The sequence below is a fragment of the Moraxella sp. HMSC061H09 genome, from assembly GCF_001809255.1.
Lineage (GTDB): Bacteria > Pseudomonadota > Gammaproteobacteria > Pseudomonadales > Moraxellaceae > Moraxella > Moraxella catarrhalis.
In genome coordinates this window covers 118,803-141,730 of record NZ_KV796856.1, presented here as the reverse complement: position 1 = coordinate 141,730, position 22,928 = coordinate 118,803, and the positions used below count along the sequence as shown (strand labels likewise).

Annotated in this window: 20 protein-coding genes and 1 pseudogene; 10 read left to right on the top strand and 11 right to left on the bottom strand. The window is 42.4% G+C overall.

All coding sequences use genetic code 11. From position 1 onward, the window contains the following. Positions 1-511 precede the first annotated feature (511 nt). Positions 512-1,291 carry a C40 family peptidase gene (locus HMPREF2573_RS07110; RefSeq protein ID WP_070473019.1) on the top strand — a complete coding sequence of 260 codons (780 nt, stop codon included), beginning with the start codon at positions 512-514 and terminating at the stop codon, positions 1,289-1,291. On the opposite strand, the gene HMPREF2573_RS07105 is transcribed toward HMPREF2573_RS07110, so the two are convergent. Together HMPREF2573_RS07105 and HMPREF2573_RS07100 are read right to left on the bottom strand one after the other, a co-directional pair. Then, a complete protein-coding gene (locus HMPREF2573_RS07105) occupies positions 1,283-1,690 on the bottom strand; it encodes a type II toxin-antitoxin system HicB family antitoxin (RefSeq protein ID WP_003660026.1) in 408 nt (135 codons plus the stop codon). The two genes, HMPREF2573_RS07110 and HMPREF2573_RS07105, sit on opposite strands and share 9 nt — an antisense overlap. A gap of 32 nt (positions 1,691-1,722) precedes the next feature. Further along, positions 1,723-1,905 (bottom strand): type II toxin-antitoxin system HicA family toxin, encoded by a 183-nt coding sequence (locus tag HMPREF2573_RS07100; RefSeq protein ID WP_003660025.1) that lies wholly within the window; start codon positions 1,903-1,905, stop codon positions 1,723-1,725. A 99-nt stretch (positions 1,906-2,004) separates the two neighbouring features. Here HMPREF2573_RS07100 and HMPREF2573_RS07095 point away from each other — a divergent pair. Both HMPREF2573_RS07095 and HMPREF2573_RS07090 read left to right on the top strand, forming a co-directional pair. Further along, positions 2,005-2,328: pseudogene (locus HMPREF2573_RS07095) on the top strand (tail assembly protein); the annotation flags it as partial. A gap of 2 nt (positions 2,329-2,330) precedes the next feature. Further along, complete coding sequence (locus HMPREF2573_RS07090; RefSeq protein WP_003659817.1) at positions 2,331-2,558, top strand: hypothetical protein; 228 nt, start codon at positions 2,331-2,333, stop codon at positions 2,556-2,558. 412 nt (positions 2,559-2,970) lie between these two features. On the opposite strand, the gene HMPREF2573_RS07085 is transcribed toward HMPREF2573_RS07090, so the two are convergent. The 5 genes from HMPREF2573_RS07085 to hrpA form a co-directional block, all read right to left on the bottom strand. Then, entirely contained in the window at positions 2,971-4,071 is a 1,101-nt protein-coding gene (locus HMPREF2573_RS07085; RefSeq protein ID WP_042510350.1) for an ABC transporter permease, read from the bottom strand. Then, positions 4,071-5,249, bottom strand: a complete 1,179-nt coding sequence (locus HMPREF2573_RS07080) for an ABC transporter permease (protein ID WP_042510351.1) — start codon at positions 5,247-5,249, stop codon at positions 4,071-4,073. Before HMPREF2573_RS07080 ends, HMPREF2573_RS07085 begins: the two co-directional genes overlap by 1 nt. 27 nt (positions 5,250-5,276) lie before the next feature. Next, positions 5,277-6,440, bottom strand: coding sequence for an HlyD family secretion protein (locus tag HMPREF2573_RS07075; protein ID WP_070473016.1), 1,164 nt, complete (start codon positions 6,438-6,440; stop codon positions 5,277-5,279). Between the two features lie 46 nt (positions 6,441-6,486). Further along, positions 6,487-7,983, bottom strand: coding sequence for a TolC family protein (locus tag HMPREF2573_RS07070; RefSeq protein WP_070473014.1), 1,497 nt, complete (start codon positions 7,981-7,983; stop codon positions 6,487-6,489). Between the two features lie 261 nt (positions 7,984-8,244). Continuing rightward, complete coding sequence (gene hrpA, locus HMPREF2573_RS07065) at positions 8,245-12,417, bottom strand: ATP-dependent RNA helicase HrpA (RefSeq protein ID WP_070473011.1); 4,173 nt, start codon at positions 12,415-12,417, stop codon at positions 8,245-8,247. Between the two features lie 276 nt (positions 12,418-12,693). Between hrpA and HMPREF2573_RS07060 the strand changes: the two genes are divergently transcribed. Genes HMPREF2573_RS07060 through HMPREF2573_RS07040 form a run of 5 tightly spaced genes read left to right on the top strand, consistent with a single transcriptional unit; the run spans position 12,694 to position 16,222 of the window. Beyond that, entirely contained in the window at positions 12,694-13,383 is a 690-nt protein-coding gene (locus HMPREF2573_RS07060; protein ID WP_003659829.1) for a MotA/TolQ/ExbB proton channel family protein, read from the top strand. 25 nt (positions 13,384-13,408) lie between these two features. Beyond that, positions 13,409-13,843 carry an ExbD/TolR family protein gene (locus HMPREF2573_RS07055; RefSeq protein WP_003658115.1) on the top strand — a complete coding sequence of 145 codons (435 nt, stop codon included), beginning with the start codon at positions 13,409-13,411 and terminating at the stop codon, positions 13,841-13,843. Between the two features lie 30 nt (positions 13,844-13,873). Beyond that, positions 13,874-14,674 (top strand): cell envelope integrity TolA family protein, encoded by an 801-nt coding sequence (locus HMPREF2573_RS07050; RefSeq protein WP_003668176.1) that lies wholly within the window; start codon positions 13,874-13,876, stop codon positions 14,672-14,674. Positions 14,675-14,690: 16 nt separating this feature from the next. Then, complete coding sequence (locus HMPREF2573_RS07045) at positions 14,691-15,953, top strand: PD40 domain-containing protein (protein WP_003659833.1); 1,263 nt, start codon at positions 14,691-14,693, stop codon at positions 15,951-15,953. Further along, positions 15,953-16,222 (top strand): hypothetical protein, encoded by a 270-nt coding sequence (locus HMPREF2573_RS07040; RefSeq protein WP_226889876.1) that lies wholly within the window; start codon positions 15,953-15,955, stop codon positions 16,220-16,222. Before HMPREF2573_RS07045 ends, HMPREF2573_RS07040 begins: the two co-directional genes overlap by 1 nt. Here HMPREF2573_RS07040 and mfd read toward each other — a convergent pair. From mfd to HMPREF2573_RS09755, 4 genes are all read right to left on the bottom strand, one after another. Then, positions 16,219-19,773, bottom strand: coding sequence for a transcription-repair coupling factor (mfd, locus tag HMPREF2573_RS07035; RefSeq protein WP_070473008.1), 3,555 nt, complete (start codon positions 19,771-19,773; stop codon positions 16,219-16,221). The genes HMPREF2573_RS07040 and mfd overlap by 4 nt on opposite strands. A gap of 4 nt (positions 19,774-19,777) precedes the next feature. After that, entirely contained in the window at positions 19,778-20,440 is a 663-nt protein-coding gene (locus HMPREF2573_RS07030) for a thiamine phosphate synthase (RefSeq protein WP_003659837.1), read from the bottom strand. 153 nt (positions 20,441-20,593) lie between these two features. Further along, positions 20,594-21,031, bottom strand: coding sequence for an HIT domain-containing protein (locus HMPREF2573_RS07025; RefSeq protein WP_003658105.1), 438 nt, complete (start codon positions 21,029-21,031; stop codon positions 20,594-20,596). Between the two features lie 105 nt (positions 21,032-21,136). Beyond that, positions 21,137-21,265 carry a hypothetical protein gene (locus HMPREF2573_RS09755; protein ID WP_255360638.1) on the bottom strand — a complete coding sequence of 43 codons (129 nt, stop codon included), beginning with the start codon at positions 21,263-21,265 and terminating at the stop codon, positions 21,137-21,139. Positions 21,266-21,608: 343 nt separating this feature from the next. On the opposite strand from HMPREF2573_RS09755, the gene HMPREF2573_RS07020 reads away from it, so the two are divergent. Together HMPREF2573_RS07020 and HMPREF2573_RS07015 are read left to right on the top strand one after the other, a co-directional pair. Continuing rightward, positions 21,609-21,806 (top strand): ribbon-helix-helix domain-containing protein, encoded by a 198-nt coding sequence (locus HMPREF2573_RS07020; RefSeq protein ID WP_003658103.1) that lies wholly within the window; start codon positions 21,609-21,611, stop codon positions 21,804-21,806. A 211-nt stretch (positions 21,807-22,017) separates the two neighbouring features. Further along, a complete protein-coding gene (locus HMPREF2573_RS07015) occupies positions 22,018-22,422 on the top strand; it encodes a type II toxin-antitoxin system HicB family antitoxin (RefSeq protein ID WP_003658102.1) in 405 nt (134 codons plus the stop codon). Positions 22,423-22,928: the final 506 nt, after the last annotated feature.

Genomic DNA, 22,928 nt, shown 5'->3' with positions numbered 1-22,928 from the left:
ATCTGATTTAAGGCATCTAAAACATGAGGCTCAGTATGGCTAATGACAAGTCCGATGCGTGCCAGTGACTTATCAAAATAGTTAGCGGTTGCTTTTTTGCGTGCTTGCGGGCTTGCTTTATCTGCCATAAAAAATCCTTGATTTTTATAAAAATGGTGCTATGATAATGGGTAAGGAGTGGCTAGGCGTTTCCACCTAACCTGCCTTAGTAGCTGCAACTACCTTAGGCTTTATACCGTTAGTAAGCTGGATAGCTTAGCAACAGCAGGGCAATGATGATTGTGAGTCTTAGCATTGCCTTTCCTCCTTATGTTACCGCTAGGCTTGTCCTAGCCCAATCAACACCCCTTGTGTTGATGAAATGTATTGTATTACAATATACAAATAAAGTCAATTAATTTCTGCGTTTTTTCGCAAAATTATTTGGCTTTTTTATTTTATAAGCCTTTGAATTATAAACAAATATTCAGCCGTCCAAGTACAACTTGGGCGGTTTTTTATTGGATAAACCATGCGACTAACCAAAACCATTAAAGAAGCTATCCACGCCCACGCCAAAATCTGCTATCCTGCTGAATGCTGTGGGCTTATCATAGATGGGCAGTATTACCCCTGTGATAATGTTACCCCAAATCCTACCGAGCATTTTGAGATAGACCCCATTGACATGTTTGAGATGGGGGAAAAGGGTCAAATACAAGCGATTGTCCATAGCCACCCTGACGGCAATGCTGAGCCGTCCGAAGTGGATAGGGTGCAGATGGGCATACATGGGATAGATTGGGTGATTTGTGCTTTTGGTTACCACGCTGATGGCAAAGAGTACTTTGATGTCAAATGCCATAAACCCAAAGCGTATCAAGCCCCATTATTAGGGCGTGAGTATCATCATGGCGTACAAGATTGCTATAGTCTAGTACAAGACTATTACAGCCGTGAGCTTGACATCACACTGCCAAGCTTTGCACGATCTGATGACTGGTGGGAAAACCCAAACCATGAACCACTTTATGAAAATAACTTCACCAAAGCAGGCTTTATTAAGGTGCAAGACAAAAACGACTTACAAAAGCACGATGTGATTTTGTGCCGTGTTGGGCGGACGCATCATGTCAATCATGCTTTGATTTATGTGGGCGATGGCAAGTTAAAAAGCGAAACCACGCCTGATTGTGTGGGTAATGCCCTAATTTTGCACCACCCCCATGGCAGTCTTAGCGTGCGTGAGATTTATGGGGACAATTGGCAAAGACGCACGGCGATGGTGGTGCGTCATCAGTCACTAGGCTAAATCACGACTGGCAAGCTGTGCTAGGTAATTACTACGACTCTTATATAGCGATTTGTGTGCTTTAACCTTTTCGTCAATTTTGACAATCAAGCGACTTGGCAAGGTAACATTAATCTTTTCAGATTTGCCCATATAGGCGGATAAATCAATATCAACCACCGCCCAAATCATACCTTGATAATCAGGATTTTCTTGATGATGAGCAATATCGGTCGCTTGAGGGATATCCTCACCATCATCAGCCAACATATCCAAATGCAAAACAATGGCTTCATAGGCATTTTTAACCGCCTCATCTACTGTATCGCCTGCACTAAAACAGCCTACAATATCAGGTACAATCACGCCATAACACTCATTGGTGCTGACGGGCTTTTCAATGGCGATAGGATATAACATATTTATCTCCTTAGATGATAGCCAATACTGGGTTATTTTAACCCAGCTTGTTTTAAGATTTGCTTAACTGTGCCGATTGGTAAGTCTGACTTGGGGTGAGGTATGGTTACCTTGCCCTGTTTGGTTGGGTGTTTGTAGTGATGATGACTGCCACGCACCGCAACTTCATACCAACCGTCATCAGTGATTAGCTTAATCATTTGACGGCTATTCATCTTAAAGTTCCTTATTGATTTAAGATGGGGTTATTATAACCCTAATTACAAGTTAAATCAAGAGTTATTAGGGTTATTTTATAAAAAAATAGGAAAATTATGAAAACCGTCATTTTACACGGCATTTTAGCCAAAAAATTCGGTAAAACTTTTAAGTTATCTGTCAATTCCACTAAAGAAGCCATGCGTGCGTTATGCGTGCAACTTACTGGCTTTGAAGCGTTTATGATGAACGCTCATAAGCAGGGGCTGCGTTTTGCTGTGTTTCACGATAAGCACAATGTGGGCGAAAATGAGCTTGACATGAACCACACCGCCAAGATTATCCGTGTTGTGCCAGTCGTGGAAGGCTCAAAAAAAGAAGGTGTTTTAGAAACTGTCATCGGAGCGGTCTTGGTCGTGGCAGGGGTTGTGGTTACAGGATAGTGCATAAATTCTCTGCCTTTGTGGTTAAAGCAATTACACCTGACGAAATTAGGGCAGCAGGTGAGCAATTTAAATCCCACCCTGAAAACAATGCACCAGCCACCGCAGATAAGCTGATTGCCAATAAAAGCGGTTTTGTTTTATCTGAGCGTAGTCTTAAAAATCTACAGATGATTATTGCCCCCTTGCCAAAGCAATGGCACAGGCAAGCGGTAAGCTGGGCGTAAATGTGCGTTGGGGCGGTGCATGGATGGTCATTACAGGCAAAGCAGGCACGCCACAAGAATGGGTTAAGGCATATCGTGCTGGCGGTTGACGCTTTTTGGATGGGGTACATTTTGAGCTGGTGTAAGCGGAATTAACCCTTTATATTCTAAGCATTCGCTTGCCCAATTAACAAACGCTTTATACATTGATAAGCTTGAGCCGTGCGTGTTTTGAGCGTTTTATTTTCGTTTCACACCCAATTTTCGACAAATTCAGGGCTTAAATCGCCTAATGGTTTATGCCAAATATTAGCCAAGCATCCCTCTTGATACTCACCATCAGATAAATAAGGCTTGCACGCTTCAATATGGTCTTTAATATAGCGAGCCGACCAGTCGGATTTTTCAAATCAAATTTTTACTTCTATTAAATTTAAACTGATTTGTTCACTAATCTTAACCGCCAAAACGCCACCCCCAAACAAAGCACCGCCACACTTGCCAAATATGCCATCTTTTGCCAAACATCTTGAATGGATACGCCCATCTGATTGAGCTGAATGAACATTTGTACGCCTTGTGTGGTTGGTAGGGCGTGGGCTAATGGTTGTAAAAATTTGGGCATCGCCATCAGTGGGTAAGCAAGCCCTGTTAGCATAAATAATGGCACAGAGCTAAAAATGAGCAACACACCCACCTTAGCACCATCAGCTACCCATGATGCGATTAATAAAGCCACCCCAATGGCACAGCTAACAAAGATGGGGACACCGAGCATCATCCCCCAAAAGTTGCCACCCCTAGGATAATCATGCCACCAAAATACAAAACCAAATAAATAAAAACACGACAAACAGCCAATGGTCAATGCCACCGCATAAATTGCCAAAAAATCACAAGCACTGGCACGCCATAACCTTTGACGATAACCTGCCACAAGCATGGCAAGACCCAGCACGATGGTTTGGTAGACGATGATGGGAGCAACAGCAGGAAAAATATAGCTACCATATCCTGACAGAGGGTTAAATAATGCTGATTGATGGATAAGTTCTGGCATGGGTTTGTGTCTGGTTTGGGTGACTTGTCCTAACTCTTGGATGATGGTTGCTTGTAATGATGATACCAGACCTGCACCGATATTTTGTGTACGCAAAAAATACGCCGAACTCAGATACAGCCCAACCCCGCCTGTTTGACCGTGATGAATGCTTTGGCTAAGATTGTTAGGCAGTAATAAAATCCCATCTGCCTTTGCTGATTGTACCAGCATTTGAGCTTGCCTAAAATCACTCACAACCGCCAAAACATGTATGTTGGGCGTATGGCTTGTGGTGTGGATGATGGCTTGGGTGAGCGGGCTTGGCTCTTCATCAACAATCACAATGGGCAAATCGGCAGGACGCTGAGCTTGATAGGCAAACGGATAAAAAAAACCATAAAACACCACCGACAGCACCATGGTCAAAAAAATAGACCTGTCTTTGATGACATCAAGCCAGATGGTCAGATATTGTTTGATAAATCGTCTCATCAACTGTCATCCTTGGGCGTATTTGGTATGGCTATTAAGGTCTTTTTGATGTGTCTAAGCAGTAGTAGGCTAGCGATGGCAAAAATTAGCACAAATATCAGCAAAGAGTTAAGGTGTGCTAGCGTGATGATAAATGGACTGCCAATCACCCACTGTTCAACTTGTAGACGGGCAAAGGGGGTAAAGGGGATAATCTGCGACCAAAATTGGGTAAAGCTTGGGGCGTTATTTAGCGGCAGAGTAACCCCTGCAAAACTCATTGATGAGCCGCCATAGACCGCCAAAATGCCATAGCTTTTATTAATGTTTTGGGTTTTAAGTACCACCATCGCCCCAAATAAGGCATAAGCAAGATAAAACAGCAGCTGACCGATAATCAGTACAAATAACGACCCTGCCACAAACCAGCCACGCACCCCAATAAGCCACGCCTGCCATAGCCCATGCCAAAGGCTGATTATCAGCACATACACGCTTATTTTACCAAACAACGCCCCAAAAGGTGAATGATATAACCATTCATGTACGCTGTTTTCATGAAATTCTTGTCCAATGGCATGGGCAACCAAACAGCACAGTAATAAATGCAGCACCGCAGCGACCAAAAACGGCTCTAAAAAGAATTCATAGCTTAAATTGGGGTTAAACAGCACCGATATTTTGACATGAGGCATGTTGCCAGGCAAATGGGGTAAGACACCAGTTAAATGTTTGGTTTGTATAAATTTGGCAATACCGCCTTTGGTGCTTTTAGATAGGGCAGATGAGATGGCACTGCCAATGCTAAAAAATGATTGATTGTAGGCAATGTGAATGCCTGTATTTTCACCACGCACCAAATGATTTTGAGCATCCTTGGGAATGTGTATGTAGCCACCAACATCCAAACGATTGATGGCATGATGAGCATCTTGTACATTATCTAAGATTAGGACGGTTTTAATGGTTTCATTATGATGAATGTGCTGATAAATCAAATGGCTTAATTCACTGTTATCCTCATCAACCAAAGCCACAGGCAGATGATGTGCTTTACCATGATAAAACATGGCTCCAAATAAGACAATGATGACAAGCGGTGCTATCATGACCATCGCCAAATCAAATCGGTTACATGATAAGCGGTTAAGCTCACGCAAAAATGCTTGGCAAAAAGCACGAATAAAGCGAACAATCATGGATATCAGACTTATTTGGATGAAAATTTAAGGCAAAACAGTGATATCAAATATCACACTCATACCCACTTTTAACCCTTCAATGGGGGTGATGGGTTCAAGTTTGGTTTTAAAGCTATGAATGTCATAACCGCCTGTCTGTCTGGTATTTTTGATGGTGGCAAATTCTCCCTCGTCATCGGTATGCACGATTTTAAAATCGGCGGTTTTGTTCAGTGCAGGGATAAAACCAGTTAGCTTGGGCAGGGCATGGACATGACTGTACTGATTTTCTTGGACGCTTATGGTAATGGTAGGGTGGTTGTCAAGCAGGCTCATTACAGGCACCGCTGGCATGACCAGTTCACTGCTTTGAATGTAGATTTTTGAGACCGTGCCATCAATGGGGGCATAAAGCATGGTTTCGGCATCTAGGGCATCGGCTTCGGCAACCGCCGCACGAGCGATTTGGACTTGGGCGTCGGCGGACGATTTTAATTCATCAGTGCGACCACGCTGGGCTTTTAGATACTGCTGCTGTGCTGCTTGGGCAATTTGGGCAGAAGACTGCTTCGCTGCCCTCATCTCATCACGGCGTTGGCGAGAGATGACGCCTTCTTGATACAAATACTCACCACGGCGATGGCTCTCCTCTGCCAGTGTTGCCTGAGCTTTGGCACTTTGCCAATTGGCGTACAAGGTGTCTACATTTTCTTGTCTTGTGCCACGGTCTGTGGATGACTGAAAGGCAAGGGCTGACTGTAACATGGCAGCGGCTTGCTGTTTTTTGGCGTCAATTTCAGGACTGATAAGCTGAACCAAAGGTTCACCCGCCCTGACAGCTTGACCCTCTTTGACATAAATGGCAGCAACACGACTGGGCAGTTTGGTGCTGATGTTCACCGTTTCGCCCTCCACACGCCCTTGAATGCTAAATGTGGCAGGGCCGGGAATCTTTTGTCTGAGATGGGCAATCACCCCCTTTGGCGGCTCATTTGTGCTACCAATGGCGTTAGCTGTTGGCAAGTTTTGCGGTGTGCCATAGCTTTGTATCAAACCAAAAATAATCACCAAAAGCACACTGCCAATGAGTGCCAATAATAAGAATAACGCCAAAGGTCTGGGCTTTGATTTGGCTTGTGTGTGGGGTTTTTGTTTTTTTGGGTGGTTGCCATCGGTATCTGGCTTAACATCGTCGGTCTTATCAGTCATGGTTTTGGGCTGTCAAATGGTTGGGGTTAAGTATGAGCGTTATCAATCACAGTTTATGAGCATCATCCAAAGACAAATAATCATCAAAGTCATCAATTGTCCCTGTGTGATGCAACAGCGTCGCCAGTGCCAAAAGGTAGCGATACGCATTTAGAGCGGTTTCGCTGTCAATCTGTGATAAAGCACTTTGGGCATCAACCACACCTGCCACCGTCCCAAACCCTTCTTGAAAAGACAGCGTCTGGATACGCAAATTTTCTTTGGCGGCTTGACGATTTTGTTGTAGTAGGGCGTGGGTTTTTTGTGCCAGCACCATCTCGCCATAAGCGGTGTGCATGGTGGTTGTGATGTGTTCATTGACTTGTTCATGACCTAATTTGGCTGCTTGTTTTTGTAGGTGTGCTGCCCCAATCTGCTTATCACGGTCAATGCCCAAGAATAGGTTGTAAGAAACCGCCACACCTGCAAACCAATCAGGCTTATCATCTAAGGTATAACGAGCCACAGCGGCAATTTTTGGTTTTTTGGTGGATTGTCTTAGGGCGATATTTTCATCGGCAAGCAAAATGTCGGTTTTTAGCTTTTGATTTAATGGTGTATTTTGGGAGTCTTTGAGTAATGCTTGCCAATTGGGGCGATGCTGGGTGTTGATAAACAGCGGTGTGCTTAGCGGTTCAATGTGGGGCAAACCAAGCAAAACAGCAAGTTCATAAATGCTGTTTTGGTGCTGATTTTGGGTGCTTTGATACAGTCTTTGTACCTGATTGCGTGCCACTTCAAATTGCATACGCTGTCCACGACTGATAAAACCTTGCTGTTCTAATTTATAAGCATTATCTACATGTAACTGCATGGCACTAAGCATGTTTTGTTGTGTGTCGGTCAGCTGCTTTTGTAATTGCACATTAAAATAATGGCGAATCAAATTAAGTTTTGCCAAAGAGATGCGTTCTTGTAATCCAAATTTACCACGCTGTGCTTGTAGATTGGCGATATTTTTGCTGCTACTGATTAGGCCACCTGTATAGATGGGCATCGTGGCGGTAATGTTTGGGGTAATGCCATCATGGCGTAGCTTGACATCTTGATGGTCAGGCAGGCGGTCAAGGGCGGTTTGGGTGCTGTTGTGCAAAGCATCCAACAGACCATCGGGTGCACTGCCAAAGCGATGGTCAAAATGGGTGTTAATGTGCTGGGCGGTCTGCTCTTTGATATGATCTAAGGGTATGCTGCTGTTTTGTTGCAGTACAAAGGCGTGTGCATTGAGCGATATCCTAGGATAGTGTAATTTTTGTAATGATTCTGCTTGTAAGACATCAGCTTGATACAAGGCATGACTTGCTTGGATGGCAGGGCTGCTGCTCATGAGCTGTTTTTGAGCATCAAGCAAGCTATAATCAGCATCAGCCTGCTGTGCTAACAACAATCCCAAAAGCAAAAAATAGGGCATTTTCATGGTTGAAAAATAAACAAAATTTAAAATCTTATCATAACAAGGCTTGATAATATTATCAATAGCAACCAACTGGCATTTGATGGACATGTGTATCAAATTTAATGATTGATTTTTTGGGTAAATTATGTATGCATTTTATCATTAAAATATCTTTATCAATTAATATTTAATGATAAAATTATTAAATTTAAATATGACAAAGTGAAATATTAACAATGAATTGTTATTTGGTTTACTTATATCATTTAACATAATATATATTATGCGAAGTAGTAAATAAGTAGATAATAAGCAATCAAGCCCAAAACCAATCTGTTTTTTGGCTTGATTTTGGCAGCGGCTCGCAGTTTATTGAGTGGTCAGATTTGCCCACAGTGTTTCAAGACGCTTGGCAGAAACCGGCTGAACTGTTTTCATCGGTTGAGCAAATAAATTAATGCGGTATTCTTCGACCAGCCAGCGATATTCTGCAAACTTAGGATTTTTAACGCACCTTGCTAAGCGTTCCATGTGCGTATCTAGCAAATATACAGCATCCAAGTCCGCCTCTAAATTATGCTGTAGCCTATCAAGGCGAATATTGAGTGCCTGTAAATAACGAGGATACTGACGCCAATGCCGATAATCCGTCTGATATACAAAATTTGCCAATTGCAAGTCATCAAGCTGATCTTCGATGTCTTCGATATTTTCACCGAAAATCTCCTGATCTAGCATCAAAAGCTTGCCACGAGCTGTTTGCCAAGCGGTATAAATTTCTTTTAAGTTTCTTAAGATTTCTTGACCTACCAGTAAAAAATTCTTTAAAATTAAGTCTTGACAATCGTCAAACTCTCGTTCATCTAGTGGCAAATGTGAAATCAGCCATTGATTATTTTGTGTTATTAGACCTGCAATTGCTGCTCTGGCATGATCAACGTGTTGACTGACAGGCTTATGATCAAAGTCTGGACCGTAGTCATAAAGGCAGGCTTCTAAAGTTGCATGTACGACGATATTTTTTAGTTTTTCTAAATCACCTAATGGTGCGAACGCCAATTTAAATGCTTTATCAATTTGACCAGTCAGCTGTTTTTGTTTCGCACCCAAATGCCCCTTAATGAGCGTTAAAACGCCCTTTTTATGCTCAGCCAAAGCAGCGTTAATCTCTGTAAAAGTCGCAATAAAAACCGCACTTTGGGCCGCATCTGCTTTTAGTGCAGAAAATTCTTGCATGACAATGCCTGATGTGTGCTTATTTTTGACAAAATTAAAATGATTTGGAAAATGATGATGCACTCCCTGCTCAATAGCGATGCTTTGAACGCTAGCTTTACGATGTCGTGCCTGTAATTTCGGCAAGTCACGACTTTTTTCGATCACACGATTTTTATCATCCACCACACAAATCAATGGACGCAGGTAATCTTCAACCTTATCAGGTGCAAAATCTTGAGCGTGTGCTTGCACACCAAGCGTCTTTAATGCTGCCACAAGCTGATCTAATAAACCCATCTTTGAGCTTGCGTCCAATTGGTGAAAAATCTTTTGGCAAGTATCTGGAATGGGGACAATCTGTCGGCGAATTTCTTTAGGCAATGTTTTTAATAATTGTAGTACTAATTCATAACGCCACCCTGAGATACCCCAAAGCAGTGCCACAGGATCAACCTGTGCCAATGCCTTAATCGGTACATGCACGGTCACGCCATCATTATCAGCCGCTGGATCAAAGACATACGACAGCGGCAAGCGTAAACCGCCCAAATGCCAACTTTCAGGAAATTCTCGACTATCATCAACAGCTTCATTAAGCACATCTTCATCACTAAAATGCAAAAAGTTGGGTGTTTTGTTTTCAGCATCGTGATAAAATTCTTCAAAACTTTTACGGCTGGCGATATGATTAGGAATTTTGGCATCATAAAATTGATATAAACTTTCTTCATCAACCAATAAATCTCGGCGTCTAAGCTTATCTTCAATACGCTCAATGTCTTTGATTTTATTGGCATTATCTGCCAAAAATTTCATCTGCATCCCATATTGATTGGCAACCAAAGCATCACGAATAAAAATCTCTCTGGCCTGTACCAAATCAATTTGTTCAAAATTCACCAATTCTTTGGCAATCACAATCAGTCCAAATAAACTGATTTGAGCATAAGCACGCACACGCCCTGCTTTTTTTGACCAATGCGGTTCAAAATAATGATATTTTAATAAATTCGGTGCTGCTTTGATAATCCATTCAGGTTCAATCTTAGCAAGCGTACGCATATAAACTTGCGAAGTTTCCACCACCTCAAACGCCATGACCCACTGAGCACCCTTTTTATGAAGCGTACTGGCAGGAAAAATACGGGCTTTTTGGCTACGAGCCATCAAATATTCGCCCACCGTATCGGTTTTATGCGCCACAAATGACAAAAGTGCACTCAAAAGTGCACGATGAATATTGGCATAATGAATGCTTGTTTTGTTATCAATGTCATTTTTTAGGGCTTTAGCCCCCACGAGTGCTTGTTTGATGGATTTTTGATGAGAGGTACCAGACTTAAGTGATAATCGAACACCCTTTTTGGTATCAATTTTCACATCATTTTGGTGATTTTTTTGTTTATTAATCTCAAAACCCATCTCTGCCATCATCTCACTAAGCTGCCTGTGAGTTTTTTGCCATTCACGGATGCGTGCGTAGCTTAGATAATGTTTTTTGGCAAAATTGCGGCGAGCATTACTGCTAAGTGCTTGATTGTCATTGGTTGAATGCTGATCAAACAGTGCTGCAAACAATTCTAAATAAAATAAAAAATCTGAATCTTCTTTACGAAATAACGCATGCTTTTGATCGGCTTGAGCGTGCTTATTGATTGGGCGTTCACGCACATCTTGAACCGCCAGCGCTGACACGATGATTAAAATATCCGCCAAGCAATCAAAGGTATCACCTGCCACAAGCATGCGAGCCAAGCGTGGATCGATGGGCATTTTTGCCATTTGTTGTCCGATTTTGGTCAGACTGCTAAGCTGCGTGCGTCCTTTTTTGGCGCGTGTTTTGGTAAAACTTTTGTCATCAAGCGCCCCCAATTCTATCAAAAGCTTACGGCCATCATTCACCAATCGTAAGTCAGGCGGTGTGATAAAGTCAAAGGCATTCACATCGCCAAGTTGAAGACGCTCCATCTGTAAAATCACTGATGCTAAATTGGTGCGTAGGATTTCAGGTTCGGTAAATTCTGGACGACTGTTAAAATCTTCTTCAGAATACAACCGAATACACACCCCAGGTGCTACCCTACCGCACCGCCCTTTTCTTTGATTGGCGGCGGCTTGACTGATTGCCTCGATGGGCAGTCTTTGGATGCGTGATCGATAGTTATAGCGAGAAATTCTGGCAAAACCCAAATCAATCACATAGCGAATATTAGGCACTGTCAACGCAGTTTCTGCGACATTTGTGGCGATGATGATACGTCGCCCTTTACCTGACGGTGCAAAGATTTTTTGCTGCTCACCATAGCTTTGGCGTGCAAATAACGGCAAAATCTCTGTATGGGCAGGCGCATATAACATCAGCACTTCTTGTAGCTCACGGATTTCAGCTTCTGTTGCCGCAAAAATTAAGATATCTGCCTGATCTGGATGCCCCTTGGTGCGTGCATCTTCAAAGCATTCATTAACCGCTGCTGTCAAAGCGCGTGGCAGATTGTCCTCAATATCATCAAATGCATCATCATCTTGGCTAGATACGATGGTATCGGTCAAGGGGTGATAGCGCACCTCAACAGGATAGCTACGACCCTCGACAATATACACAGGTGCAGGTTTGCCATTCGCTGCAAAATAGTCAGAAAACCTTTGGGTGTCTAAAGTGGCGGAGGTGATGATAACTTTTAGATCAGGGCGTTTGGGTAAAAGACGCTTTAAATAGCCCATGATAAAATCAATATTTAAGCTACGCTCATGTGCTTCATCAATGATGATGGTATCATAATTTGCCAAAAACTTATCAGAGCCTAATTCAGCAAGTAAAACCCCATCTGTCATCAGCTTGACAATAGAGTGCTTGCCACCTTCTTCGGTGAAGCGAATCTTAAAACTCACCGTCTGACCAAGTGGCTCGCCAAGCTCTTCAGCGATACGCATCGCTACCGAGCGTGCAGCCAATCGGCGTGGCTGTGTGTGGCCAATTTGACCTGTGATGCCACGCCCTGCCATCATAGCAAGCTTAGGCAGTTGCGTGGTTTTGCCAGAACCCGTCTCACCTGCGATAATCACCACTTGATGATCACGGATCGCTTGAATTAGCGTATCGGCTTCAGCAGTCACGGGCAAATCATGATTAAGTTTTTCTGATAGATTTTTTGGTATGCTATCCATACGATTGGCGACCTGTTCGGCAGATCGCTCATAGATAGCATCATAGCGTATTTTGCACTTAGTTTTTAGATCGCCTGTGGTAGAATTCATTTTCTGTTTTAGTTTATTTAAATAATGTCTGTCTTTGGCAAGGACTGGTAAATTATCGGTAGAATGCATATTTTTAAATGATAGTTATCTTATAAAGGGTATGAAAAAGCATCAATTTAAGTACATTGATACATCAGATTTTATTTTATTCATGGGTCTATATGAGGGCTTGGACGCATGAATAAACCATGTATTGTAAATAAAATCATCAAAACCTGCAATTTTCTATTTAAATGGCGATTTTAGGGCGATAGACAAGCGATGACTTTTTGCCCATCTGTCGCAAATTTATTAACTTATGCTATAATGCCAAGTATCTTTTTTTGCCTATTGTGATTGTCAATTATGAACGAATCCATTAGCCTAATTTCGCTGGTCATTGAAGCAAGCGTTGTTGTTAAATTGGTCATGGCGATACTGCTTTTGCTGTCTACAATCAGTTGGGTACTGATTTTTCATCTGGGTACCAAAATTGGCGGTATTGCCAAGTTTGATGAGCGATTTGAGCGATGGTTTTGGACTGATGATATCGATCATCAGCTGTCTGTTGTGCAAGCAGAATCAGAGCGTGCAGGGCTTGAGCTGATTTTTTATACAGGTTTTTATGATCAAAATCACCAAGACCAAGATTCTTCACTAAGTGATGATAAAAAAGTGCAAATCGTTGAGCGTCGCTTGCGTATGGCATTAGGCAGTGAGCAGGTGCATCTTGAAAAAGGATTATCAACGCTTGCAACGATTGGTTCTGTTTCACCTTATATCGGACTATTTGGTACAGTATGGGGCATTATGAATGCATTTATTGGCTTGGGTCAAGCCGAATCGGTTGGTCTTGCAACCGTTGCACCGAGCATTGCTGAGGCATTGATTGCAACAGCACTTGGTTTATTTGCGGCCATTCCTGCGACGATGGCATATAATCACTTTGCCACCAAATCCAATACACTGTATGAAAATCGTAGCCTATTTTGTGAAGGCTTAATAAGTGCATTGGTGACAAATCTGGCAAAAAAGAACACCGCATCAACTTTATAGAGCATACTATTTTATAGAGCATATTATGGTAACTTCCAATCGATTCGCTCGTCGCCAAAGACCGCTAAATAGTGACATGAATGTTGTGCCTTACATTGATGTGATGTTGGTGCTTTTGGTGATATTTATCGTAACAGCACCAATGCTTGCTACAGGTATTGAGGTATCACTGCCAAAAGAGCAGACCAAACCCATCACACAAGCTGACAAGCTACCTGTCATTGTCAGCATTCAGGCAGATGGCAATCTGTATGTCAGCCATAAAAATGCCATCGATGTGCCAATCACGCCTGACAAGCTAGATACCCTGCTACGCCAGATGCACCAAGACAATACCGATTTACAAGTGATGGTCAATGCCGATGCAGATAATGCCTACAGCCGAATTATGCAGATTATGGCATTGATTCAAAATGTTGGTATCACCCAAGTGAGTTTGCTTAGCGAATCTGTTCAATAATGCATGATAATTCATAAGGCAAATCAATCGATGCGTTTATCCGATAATCATCCAACAGTCAATTTTGATAAATCTGCGCTAATTTTACCAATTTTAGCCAGTGTTTTATTACATACCGTCATCATCATAGCGGTAGCAGCGCCACTGATTACACCGCCTACTAAGCCCAATACTACTATTCAGACCGCTTTGGTAGGTCAAGAGGCTTTTAATCGTGCCAAGACGGCCTTGAGCAATCATCATGCCAATCAAAACAAGCCAACTGCCACCAACACTTCAAGTACCATCACTGCCAATGATAATGATAATGCATTTATGCAAGCTCAAAATCAGCATCGTTATCACCCACAGGTTTCTACTTCTGCCACCACGACCCAAGCGTATCATCCACCACCCAACTCGGCACCCTTTGAATCAAATTCACCAAATATACAAAATCAACCAACAAACGCTCACGCCAAGCTGGCTGAATATTCTAATCATGTCTCAGACCTTGAGCAGTCAAATCATACCGAGTCTACGCCAAGCCGAGCACAAATCAATGCCGCCATCACCTCGGTCAAACATCGTATTGAAGCCATTTGGCAACGCTATCCTAAGCAGCCCAATCAAACCATCACCTTTCAGGTTAATATGAATCAACAAGGCGATGTGACCTCAATCCAATTCGGTGGTGGCCATCCTGATTTGCGTGAATCTGTAGAAGCGGCGGTATATGCTGCCGCACCATTTTATGAACTTGGCGGTATGCGTGACAGTATCCGCCTGCAGTTCACCACAGAGCAGCTAATTATGGATAATAACCAAACAACCAATGAGCCTAATCACTGATCGTCATGGAGTTTTTATGAAATCACCCATTACCAAAGTTTGCCTTGCTCTGACCATAAGCTTTTCTGCCGCTTTGACGCACACTTATGCTGATGATGAATTGATTGTGATTAGCGAACAAGTTGCTCCGAGTCAATACCCCGTGGCAGTCATGCCTTTTTCAGAAGCTCATCAAATGAGTCATTATCTAAGCCTGGCAGGTCTTGGTACTACTCACCAAAACCTGCCACAGCACACTCAGACGAATAGCGACATTCTGAATAATCTGACCGCATGGCGTAACCGAGGATTTGAATATATTATTTTGGCACAGTCGCATCAAATTTTGGGAAATAAGCTTGCAATTAACTATGAAATTATTGATACTGCCAATGGTTTGGTAAGCGTCAAGCATACCCAAATTAGCGATAACCACCCTGCTTCTATCCAAGCTGCCTATCGTCAAATCAGCGATACAATCTATCAAATCATCACAGGCCAGCCATCAGATTTGATGGGTAAAATCGCCTATGTGGAAGAAAGCGGATCGCCACAAAATAAAATCTCATCTCTTAAATTGATTGATCCAAGCGGTCAGCTTATCCGTACGCTAGATACCGTCAATGGATCAATTATAACGCCGACATTTTCCCCCGATGGCTTGAGTATTGCTTATAGTGTACAAACAAAAAATAATCTGCCCATCATTTATATTGTGTCTGTATCAGGTGGCACACCAAAGCTTGTCACGCCATTTTGGGGTCATAATTTGGCACCAAGTTTTTCACCAGATGGTGGCAGTATCTTATTTTCAGGTAGCCACGAGAATAATAACCCGAACATTTATCGTCTTAATTTACATACCAATCACTTAGATACGCTCACTACATTCAACGGTGCTGAGAATGCACCAAATTATTTGGCAGATGCGTCAGGATTTATTTATACTGCTGATAAAGGTACACGCCGCCAAAGCCTATATCGCTATGATTTTGGCACGACGCATAGCACCCAAATCGCCTCTTATGCCACCAATCCACGCTTAAGCCCAGATGGATCAAAGCTTGTATATTTATCAGGTGGACAAATCATCATCGCCAATACCAAAGGCCGTATCCAACAAAGTTTTAGGGTGTTAGGCACTGATGTATCAGCCAGCTTTTCACCATCAGGCACACGGATTATATATACATCCAACCAAGGCAATAAAAACCAGCTGATGATCCGTTCGCTATCAAGTAATGCCATACGCACCATCCCAACATCAGGCACGGTGCGTGATCCGATTTGGTCAAAATAATGCCAATGAGTATCCCAACTAAGGTGACAGTCGGCTATACCCAAAGGCGGTTATTTATGGTCAGTATGACAGTTGGCCTGATCAGCTTAAGTGGGTGTCAGCACATTCAAGTGACCAAAAGCCCAATACCGATCATCATCCATAGCCATACAAAATCGCCATCTCAGCCTAAACCTACACCAACTGACGCCGTGCCTACCAAAAACCGCCCAATCTCCCCACCAACACAAAAGTCCAATACGATATTTATTTTGGAAGATTGGTTTTAGGCAGTTTTGGTAGATTCAAAATATAGTAACAGCTCATTCACCTTGTCAATTCTAGCTTGGGTATCCATAAGCTCTTGGCTGGTGTATCGGATGGCCGTTGCACCATTCATGCGATAACCGTCATTGGACTGAATCAGCTTAATAATCGCCAATCCATCAATCGGCGTATCGGCACGAAACTCAATACTGATGGTGGTTTGGGTTGCATCAATCTTAGTAATCCCTAAGGCTTTGGCTCGTATGCGAATGCGATGCACCGCAAATAAATTTTGGGTTTGGGTGGGTAATGTGCCAAATCTGTCAATCATCTCAGTACGAATGTCTATGAGCTGATTGACATCATCCAAGCTACTGATTCTTTTATAAAATACCAAACGCTCATGCACATCACCCAAATACTCATCAGGTATCAGTGCCGATGCATGAATATCAATATCACTAACCAAAGCCAGTGGTGTGGCAAGACTCGGTGTCTTGCCTTGTTTGATGGCATTGGTCGCACGCTCAAGCATATCCATATATAAGCCAAAACCAATGGTTTGCATGTTACCAGATTGCTCTTTGCCTAAAATTTCCCCAGCACCACGAATTTCCAAATCTTCACTGGCAAGCATAAACCCTGCACCCAAAGTGTTGGCTCTAGTGATGGCATTTAGGCGTTTTTTGGCATCGCTTGATAATCCTTTCAATGATGGCACCATCAGATAGCAGTATGCTTGATGATGGCTACGACCCACACGACCACGCAACTGGTGCAACTGAGCGATACCAAATTTATCCGCTCGGTGAATAATGATGGTATTGGCATTAGGCACATCGATACCTGTCTCGATGATGGTGCTAGCAACCAAAACATTAAACTTTTTATGATAAAAATCATTCATCACCACCGAAAGCTCACGCTCATTCATCTGCCCATGTGCTACCGCTACTCGTGCTTCACCGACCAATTCACGCAGTGTGTCAGCTGCCGCCTCGATACTAGCAACATCATTATGTAGATAATATACCTGTCCGCCCCTGAGTATCTCCCGTAAAATTGCTTCTTTGATTGTCTCATCAGATTTGGGTAATAAAAAAGTCTTAATCGCCAAGCGTCTGGCAGGTGGTATGGCAATGATAGAAATATCCTGCATGCCCGATAACGCCATATTTAAGGTGCGTGGAATCGGGGTGGCAGTCATTGATAAACTGTCAATATTGGTTTGTAGTGCTTTAATACGCTCTTTATGCCGTACGCCAAAACGATGTTCCTCATCAATAATCATCAAACCAAGCTGTTTGAATTTAACATCGTCCTGAATGAGCTTATGCGTACCAATCACAATATCCACCGTACCATCTGCCAGCCCTGCTAAAATGGCATCTTGATGTTTTTTATTGCCAAATCGTGATAAACTTTCAATCTTAATGGGCCAATCAGCAAAGCGATTTAAAAAGCTGTCCTCGTGCTGCCCTGCCAAAAGCGTCGTTGGAACAAGTACGGCAACTTGATAGCCCGCCTGAACAGCAATGAATGCCGCACGCATCGCCACTTCGGTCTTGCCAAAACCAACATCACCACAGATAAGCCTATCCATCGGTTTACTTTGCTTCATATCGTGCATCACTGCATGGATAGCTTCAGCTTGGTCGATGGTTTCTTCAAAAGCAAATTGGCTGGCAAATAGCTCATATTGAGACATATCAATATCAAAACTGATGCCTGATTTAGCATTTCTACGAGCCTGTACATTTAAAAGCTCGGCGGCAACATCATGGATTTGTTCCAAAGCTTTTAGCTTGGCTTTTTCCCATTTGCCCGAACCAATTTTAGACAGGCTGACTGTCTGCAAATCTGAGCCGCTATATCGCCCAATCAGTGCCAAATTGGTAATAGGTACATAAATACTGGCATCATCGGCATATTTTAGATGAATAAATTCTTGCTCACCTTCACCCACATCCAGCACCACCAAACCTTGATAACGCCCGATGCCATGTTCAAGATGAACCACCAACGCCCCTTCGGTCAACTCAGTTACCGACTTAATCAAAAAAGCCTGTGAAATACTTGATTGACGACGACGGCGTGTTTGAAGCACCTGCCTACCAAAAATTTGTGTCTCTGAGATGATGCATAATCCGCCAGTTTCATCACGCAACCAAAGACCACACTCAATCGGTGCAACACTCAAAGCAATACAATCAGTATTAAAATCATCTAAATTATTAATAAATTCTTGATAATTATCAACCACTTTGACAGCGACTTTATCTTTTAATAGCTCAAGAATAATTTCACGGCGACCAGCACTTTCAGCGACCAATAAAATCGGTACTTGCCCTGATTTTATGAATGATAGCAGTTCTGATAAAGGCTTGGCAGCTTGATGATTAATCGGCAAAATCGGCGGCGGTAAACTCTCCATGGCACCAATTTTTGCCGTATCGTGGTTTGTGTTGATAACAACTCTGGGATAGGCTTTCAATACTTGATGAAATTCATTATTCGCCAAAAATAAATAATCAGGCGGCATAATCGGCAATGATTTATCATGTGCACGAGAATGATGGCGTGCTTGGATTTGCTGATAATACTCATCATGACAAGCACTAAGATTATCATGACTAACCACCAGTGTATCATCGGGCAAATAGCTAAATAAATTGCCTGTTTTCATCCATGCGTCAAGCTCAAAAAATAACGGTGCATAAAACTCAATTCCCTGAGGGGCAATGGCTGCCATGACATCATTATAAAATTCTATCTTGCGGGCGCTGGCATTAGGAAACAGGCTCGCAAAATTTTGGCGAAACATCTCTTTGCCTTCTTCCAAGGGAAATTCTCTAGCAGGCAGCAGGCGAAATTCGGTGATTTTGGCAGATGATGGCAGCTTTTGGGCATGATGCGTATTCATGCCTGCTTGGGCATCTTTTTTTAGCTGAGCTAAATCATTATCGGATAAAGTACGCTGACTGTCAGGATCAAAAAATTTGATCGTCTCAATGTTATCATCAAACAAATCAAGACGAAAAGGTAGGCTTTGACCAACGGCAAAAATATCAACAATACTGCCTCGAACCGCAAATTCTCCTGGCTCAAACACATTCTCCGTCTGCACATAGCCTGCTTTGGTTAATCGAAGTCGCTGTTCATGAATATCAAATTTATCACCGACAGCCAAATCAAAATGCTGTCCTATCAGCCAGCTTGGTGGTGCGATACGTTGCATCAATGTCTGAGTACTGACCAATAAGACACCAGTTGTTGGCATTCTCGTTAGTAAAGCAATACGCTCTGAGATAATGTCTTGATGAACAGACAGCTGATCATAAGCCAAAATCTCCCAATCTGGAAAAACATGTGCATCAATGCCAAAAAAAGACAGCTCAGTATCCAACTGATTCAGTTCATTTTGATGATTGGCGATCATCACAATCAGCCGCTCTTCACTTTTGGCTGCCAGTGCAAGCCAAAAACTCAAATCAGCACCGCCAAGTAAGGGTAAAGTTGTCTTAAAATTTGCCTTGGTTGGCAAATCTAATTTGGGCTTAAATGTATCAATCATCGTATTACCAAGTGTTAAGTTTTTGTTGCCACGCTAAGCATTTATCTGCAATGGTATCAACCGAATGCCCCATAATATCAGCTGTCACAGCAATATAATCGATGGCTGCACCGTTTAACTTATCTCGAAGCTGATGGATATTTTCAAGGGTGATACCACCAATCACGCATAAAGGAAAATCAAGTTCGCAGGCTTTTTTTAATATGTCTTTTGAGATAATTTTGGCGCGTGGCTTAGTGATGGATGCAAATGCTGTACCCATAGCACCGTAAGTTGCCCCTTCTCGCTTAGCTTCTTTAAATAAAGCAAGGTCTGTATGACAGGTGCGACCAATCACCACATGGTCTCCCAAAATCTCTCTGGCGACCCGTACGCTACCATCACGCTGACCCAAATGAAGCCCCGTCCCAAAATGTGATGCAAGCTCTAGACTATCATTCATAACGACTTTAATATCATAATCATTCGCAAGACTGACGATCATTTCAGCTTCTCGATACACTGTCGCCAAATCATAAAGTTTCAAGGTGGACTTACGACGCACTTGCAGTAATGACACCGCACCTGTATCAAACACCCGTTCAAGCTTATCTAATAAAGTTGTCAGCTCATCATCATTCGTCAGTAAGTATAATTTGGGTACTTTGTCAATACTTTGTAAAGTCATTTACTGTATTCCAATTAATGATCTGATTTGATCAGCGATACGGCCAAAATAATGTTTATCAGGTGATTGAACATGGTTAATACTTAAATAGGCCGCACAAGCAGCCTATTTCAAACCATGAACATTCATGCTAATAACATCCTCAACCACCTATCAAACATCCATCTTCCAATCAAATGGCATCTGATGATGACCACGCAATGCCATCATCAGCGTTTGCTGCATGTGGCTGAGTACCTCTTGGGTATATGGCATCGCTTCATGACCCCAAACTGGATTTGGCCATGCGGCATCATTTTGGTAGCGTACGATGTGATGAAAATGTAGCTGCAACACTTGATTACCCAAAGCGGCAACATTCATCTTATCTGCACCAAAAATTTTTGCCATTTGGCTAGATACCCAGCTTGACTCACGCAAAAATTGCACTTGGTCAGCCGCTGACAGCTCATAGATTTCTTTAATGCCTGAAACACGAGGTACCAAAATTAGCCAAGGAAATTGGCAATCATTCATCAAACGCACGGTCGATAATGGGAAATCACCAACCAAAAAGGTATCTTTGGCCAGCGTGGGATGTAATTGAAACATAGTTCGCTCATATTGTTGTTATAAATAGTGATATTGTAGCATAAATTTAGATGGCAAAAAAGATTTACACGCCTGCTATGATCAAAGTTTGGTCATCACAATCATTTAAACCACAACACTCATTGGGGTAGTATCTTTTGGTATGGGCGTGTATTTGGCGTTTGGTGTGTTCGGTGAGTGCCATAGTCGTCCTTTTTGATTAAAAAACCGCTCATCAGGTGATGGGCGGTTCATTTTAAATATAAAAAAGCCAAATAATCATAACAATTTCATACAAAACCGTAATAATTACTTGACTTTTAATGTATTTTAAACTATAATACAAACCATCAAGCAAGGGTGGTAGGACACCCAAGCCTGATAGGTTACCGCCACCGACCTATGCAAGTGGTGGCGACCTTAGGAGATAAGACAATGAAAACGCTCTTCAAAGTTATCATCATTGTTATCCTGCTAATACTAAGCAACAACGCTTACTAACAGCAGGTAGCCTGTAAAGGCTGGGGGCGGTGGGCTTCGCCATCGCTTCACTCCTAAAATCTAAATATATCTTACCAACAATTTAAGGATAAGTCAAATGCCAAAAATCGTTGCCAACCCCAAAACTCGTGCTCAAATCCAAAAAGACAGCGATGCACGCCGTGGGGTAAAACCCATCGGTTTTAAAGTCCCCATAGAGTTTGCCGAGCTACTTGATGAGCTTGCCAAACAATCAGGCAAAACCAAAAACATCATCATCATGGAAGCAGTTGAGCTTTGGGCAAAACAGCTCTAAGTTAAAAACTTGTTCAAATTTCAAACCAATCTGCCAAAAGTTGCTTTTTTCTGACTGATTTCATAATTTTCACAGACATATTTTTTGGTATCGTGTCAAATCAAACGGCGGTAGTCATCAGCAATTTAAACACCCCACCATTGACAGCATTATGAGACAAGCAGGGCTAAACGCTTAGCCCTTGCAACACCTCGATAACTAAGAGACGATGATGTTATACCCCATTGCAATCTTAAAAGGCGGTGATAAAACCGCCCATGGCATCTTTTTTCCCGATGTGCCAAATCTTGCCAGTGCGTGCGATGAGTTGCAAGACATACACAAAATGGCGTTAGAATGCCTTGATGTGCATTTTAGTGGCTTGGTAGCAGATGGCGAAGAAATCCCATTGCCTACCAATTTTGATGCACACACCCAAAACAGCCAATTTGACGGTATGATGTGGGCATGGGTAGATGTGGACTTGTCAAAATATGATGTAAAAAGCCACAAAATTAACATTACCTTACCTAACCACCTGATTGCCAAAATTGACGAAAAAGTCGCAGCTCATAAATCGCTATACAAAAGCCGTTCAAACTATCTAGCACAATTGGCAATGGCGGATTTGGCTTGACATACCCCATGTCAAGCCATTTTAAGGCAATAAAAAGCCCATAAAGGGGTGTTTATTTGGGCAATAAAAAACCACCTATCATCAGATAAGCGGTTTGGGGGTTAATCATTTTTAAAGCAATAAAAAAGCCAAATAATTTAATAAAATTATTTGGCTTTGGGGCTGGTAGCAAGACTACTGTAACAACCAAGCTACTGTACACTCACTAGCAGAAGGAAAAAGTGATGAAAACCTTAATCAAACTCATCGTTGTCATCATCTTGCTACTGATAAGCGGTTCTGCTTACTAAGATGATGCCTAGCCCAAGCAAGTACCAGTTGCAAAGGCTAGGGGCTAACAAGGAAGTTAGCCACCCCTGATCTTTATTATGCCATGGTTTTTGATTTTTGCAAGGGTTTTTTATGACAGACAGCACCACATCACCAGCACGCCAAAAGGCACTTGCCAACATTGCTTTGGTGATTAGCCATACCGAGCCTCATGTTTTAGATGCCTTAAATCAGAT

What these genes read in the sequence shown, in the direction of transcription:
- HMPREF2573_RS07105 (WP_003660026.1), bottom strand. Translation starts at nt 1,690, where the DNA reads ATGTTATATCCTATCGCCATTGAAAAGCCCGTCAGCACCAATGAGTGT.
- HMPREF2573_RS07040 (WP_226889876.1), top strand. Translation starts at nt 15,953, where the DNA reads ATGCCAATGAGTATCCCAACTAAGGTGACAGTCGGCTATACCCAAAGG.
- HMPREF2573_RS07070 (WP_070473014.1), bottom strand. Translation starts at nt 7,983, where the DNA reads ATGTCCATCAAATGCCAGTTGGTTGCTATTGATAATATTATCAAGCCT.
- mfd (WP_070473008.1), bottom strand. Translation starts at nt 19,773, where the DNA reads ATGATTGATACATTTAAGCCCAAATTAGATTTGCCAACCAAGGCAAAT.
- HMPREF2573_RS07100 (WP_003660025.1), bottom strand. Translation starts at nt 1,905, where the DNA reads ATGAATAGCCGTCAAATGATTAAGCTAATCACTGATGACGGTTGGTAT.
- HMPREF2573_RS07025 (WP_003658105.1), bottom strand. Translation starts at nt 21,031, where the DNA reads ATGTTTCAATTACATCCCACGCTGGCCAAAGATACCTTTTTGGTTGGT.
- HMPREF2573_RS07020 (WP_003658103.1), top strand. Translation starts at nt 21,609, where the DNA reads ATGCCAAAAATCGTTGCCAACCCCAAAACTCGTGCTCAAATCCAAAAA.
- HMPREF2573_RS07080 (WP_042510351.1), bottom strand. Translation starts at nt 5,249, where the DNA reads ATGATTGTTCGCTTTATTCGTGCTTTTTGCCAAGCATTTTTGCGTGAG.
- HMPREF2573_RS07085 (WP_042510350.1), bottom strand. Translation starts at nt 4,071, where the DNA reads ATGAGACGATTTATCAAACAATATCTGACCATCTGGCTTGATGTCATC.
- HMPREF2573_RS07015 (WP_003658102.1), top strand. Translation starts at nt 22,018, where the DNA reads ATGTTATACCCCATTGCAATCTTAAAAGGCGGTGATAAAACCGCCCAT.
- HMPREF2573_RS07110 (WP_070473019.1), top strand. Translation starts at nt 512, where the DNA reads ATGCGACTAACCAAAACCATTAAAGAAGCTATCCACGCCCACGCCAAA.
- HMPREF2573_RS07060 (WP_003659829.1), top strand. Translation starts at nt 12,694, where the DNA reads ATGAACGAATCCATTAGCCTAATTTCGCTGGTCATTGAAGCAAGCGTT.
- HMPREF2573_RS09755 (WP_255360638.1), bottom strand. Translation starts at nt 21,265, where the DNA reads ATGAACCGCCCATCACCTGATGAGCGGTTTTTTAATCAAAAAGGACGA.
- HMPREF2573_RS07055 (WP_003658115.1), top strand. Translation starts at nt 13,409, where the DNA reads ATGGTAACTTCCAATCGATTCGCTCGTCGCCAAAGACCGCTAAATAGT.
- hrpA (WP_070473011.1), bottom strand. Translation starts at nt 12,417, where the DNA reads ATGCATTCTACCGATAATTTACCAGTCCTTGCCAAAGACAGACATTAT.
- HMPREF2573_RS07045 (WP_003659833.1), top strand. Translation starts at nt 14,691, where the DNA reads ATGAAATCACCCATTACCAAAGTTTGCCTTGCTCTGACCATAAGCTTT.
- HMPREF2573_RS07030 (WP_003659837.1), bottom strand. Translation starts at nt 20,440, where the DNA reads ATGACTTTACAAAGTATTGACAAAGTACCCAAATTATACTTACTGACG.
- HMPREF2573_RS07050 (WP_003668176.1), top strand. Translation starts at nt 13,874, where the DNA reads ATGCGTTTATCCGATAATCATCCAACAGTCAATTTTGATAAATCTGCG.
- HMPREF2573_RS07075 (WP_070473016.1), bottom strand. Translation starts at nt 6,440, where the DNA reads ATGACTGATAAGACCGACGATGTTAAGCCAGATACCGATGGCAACCAC.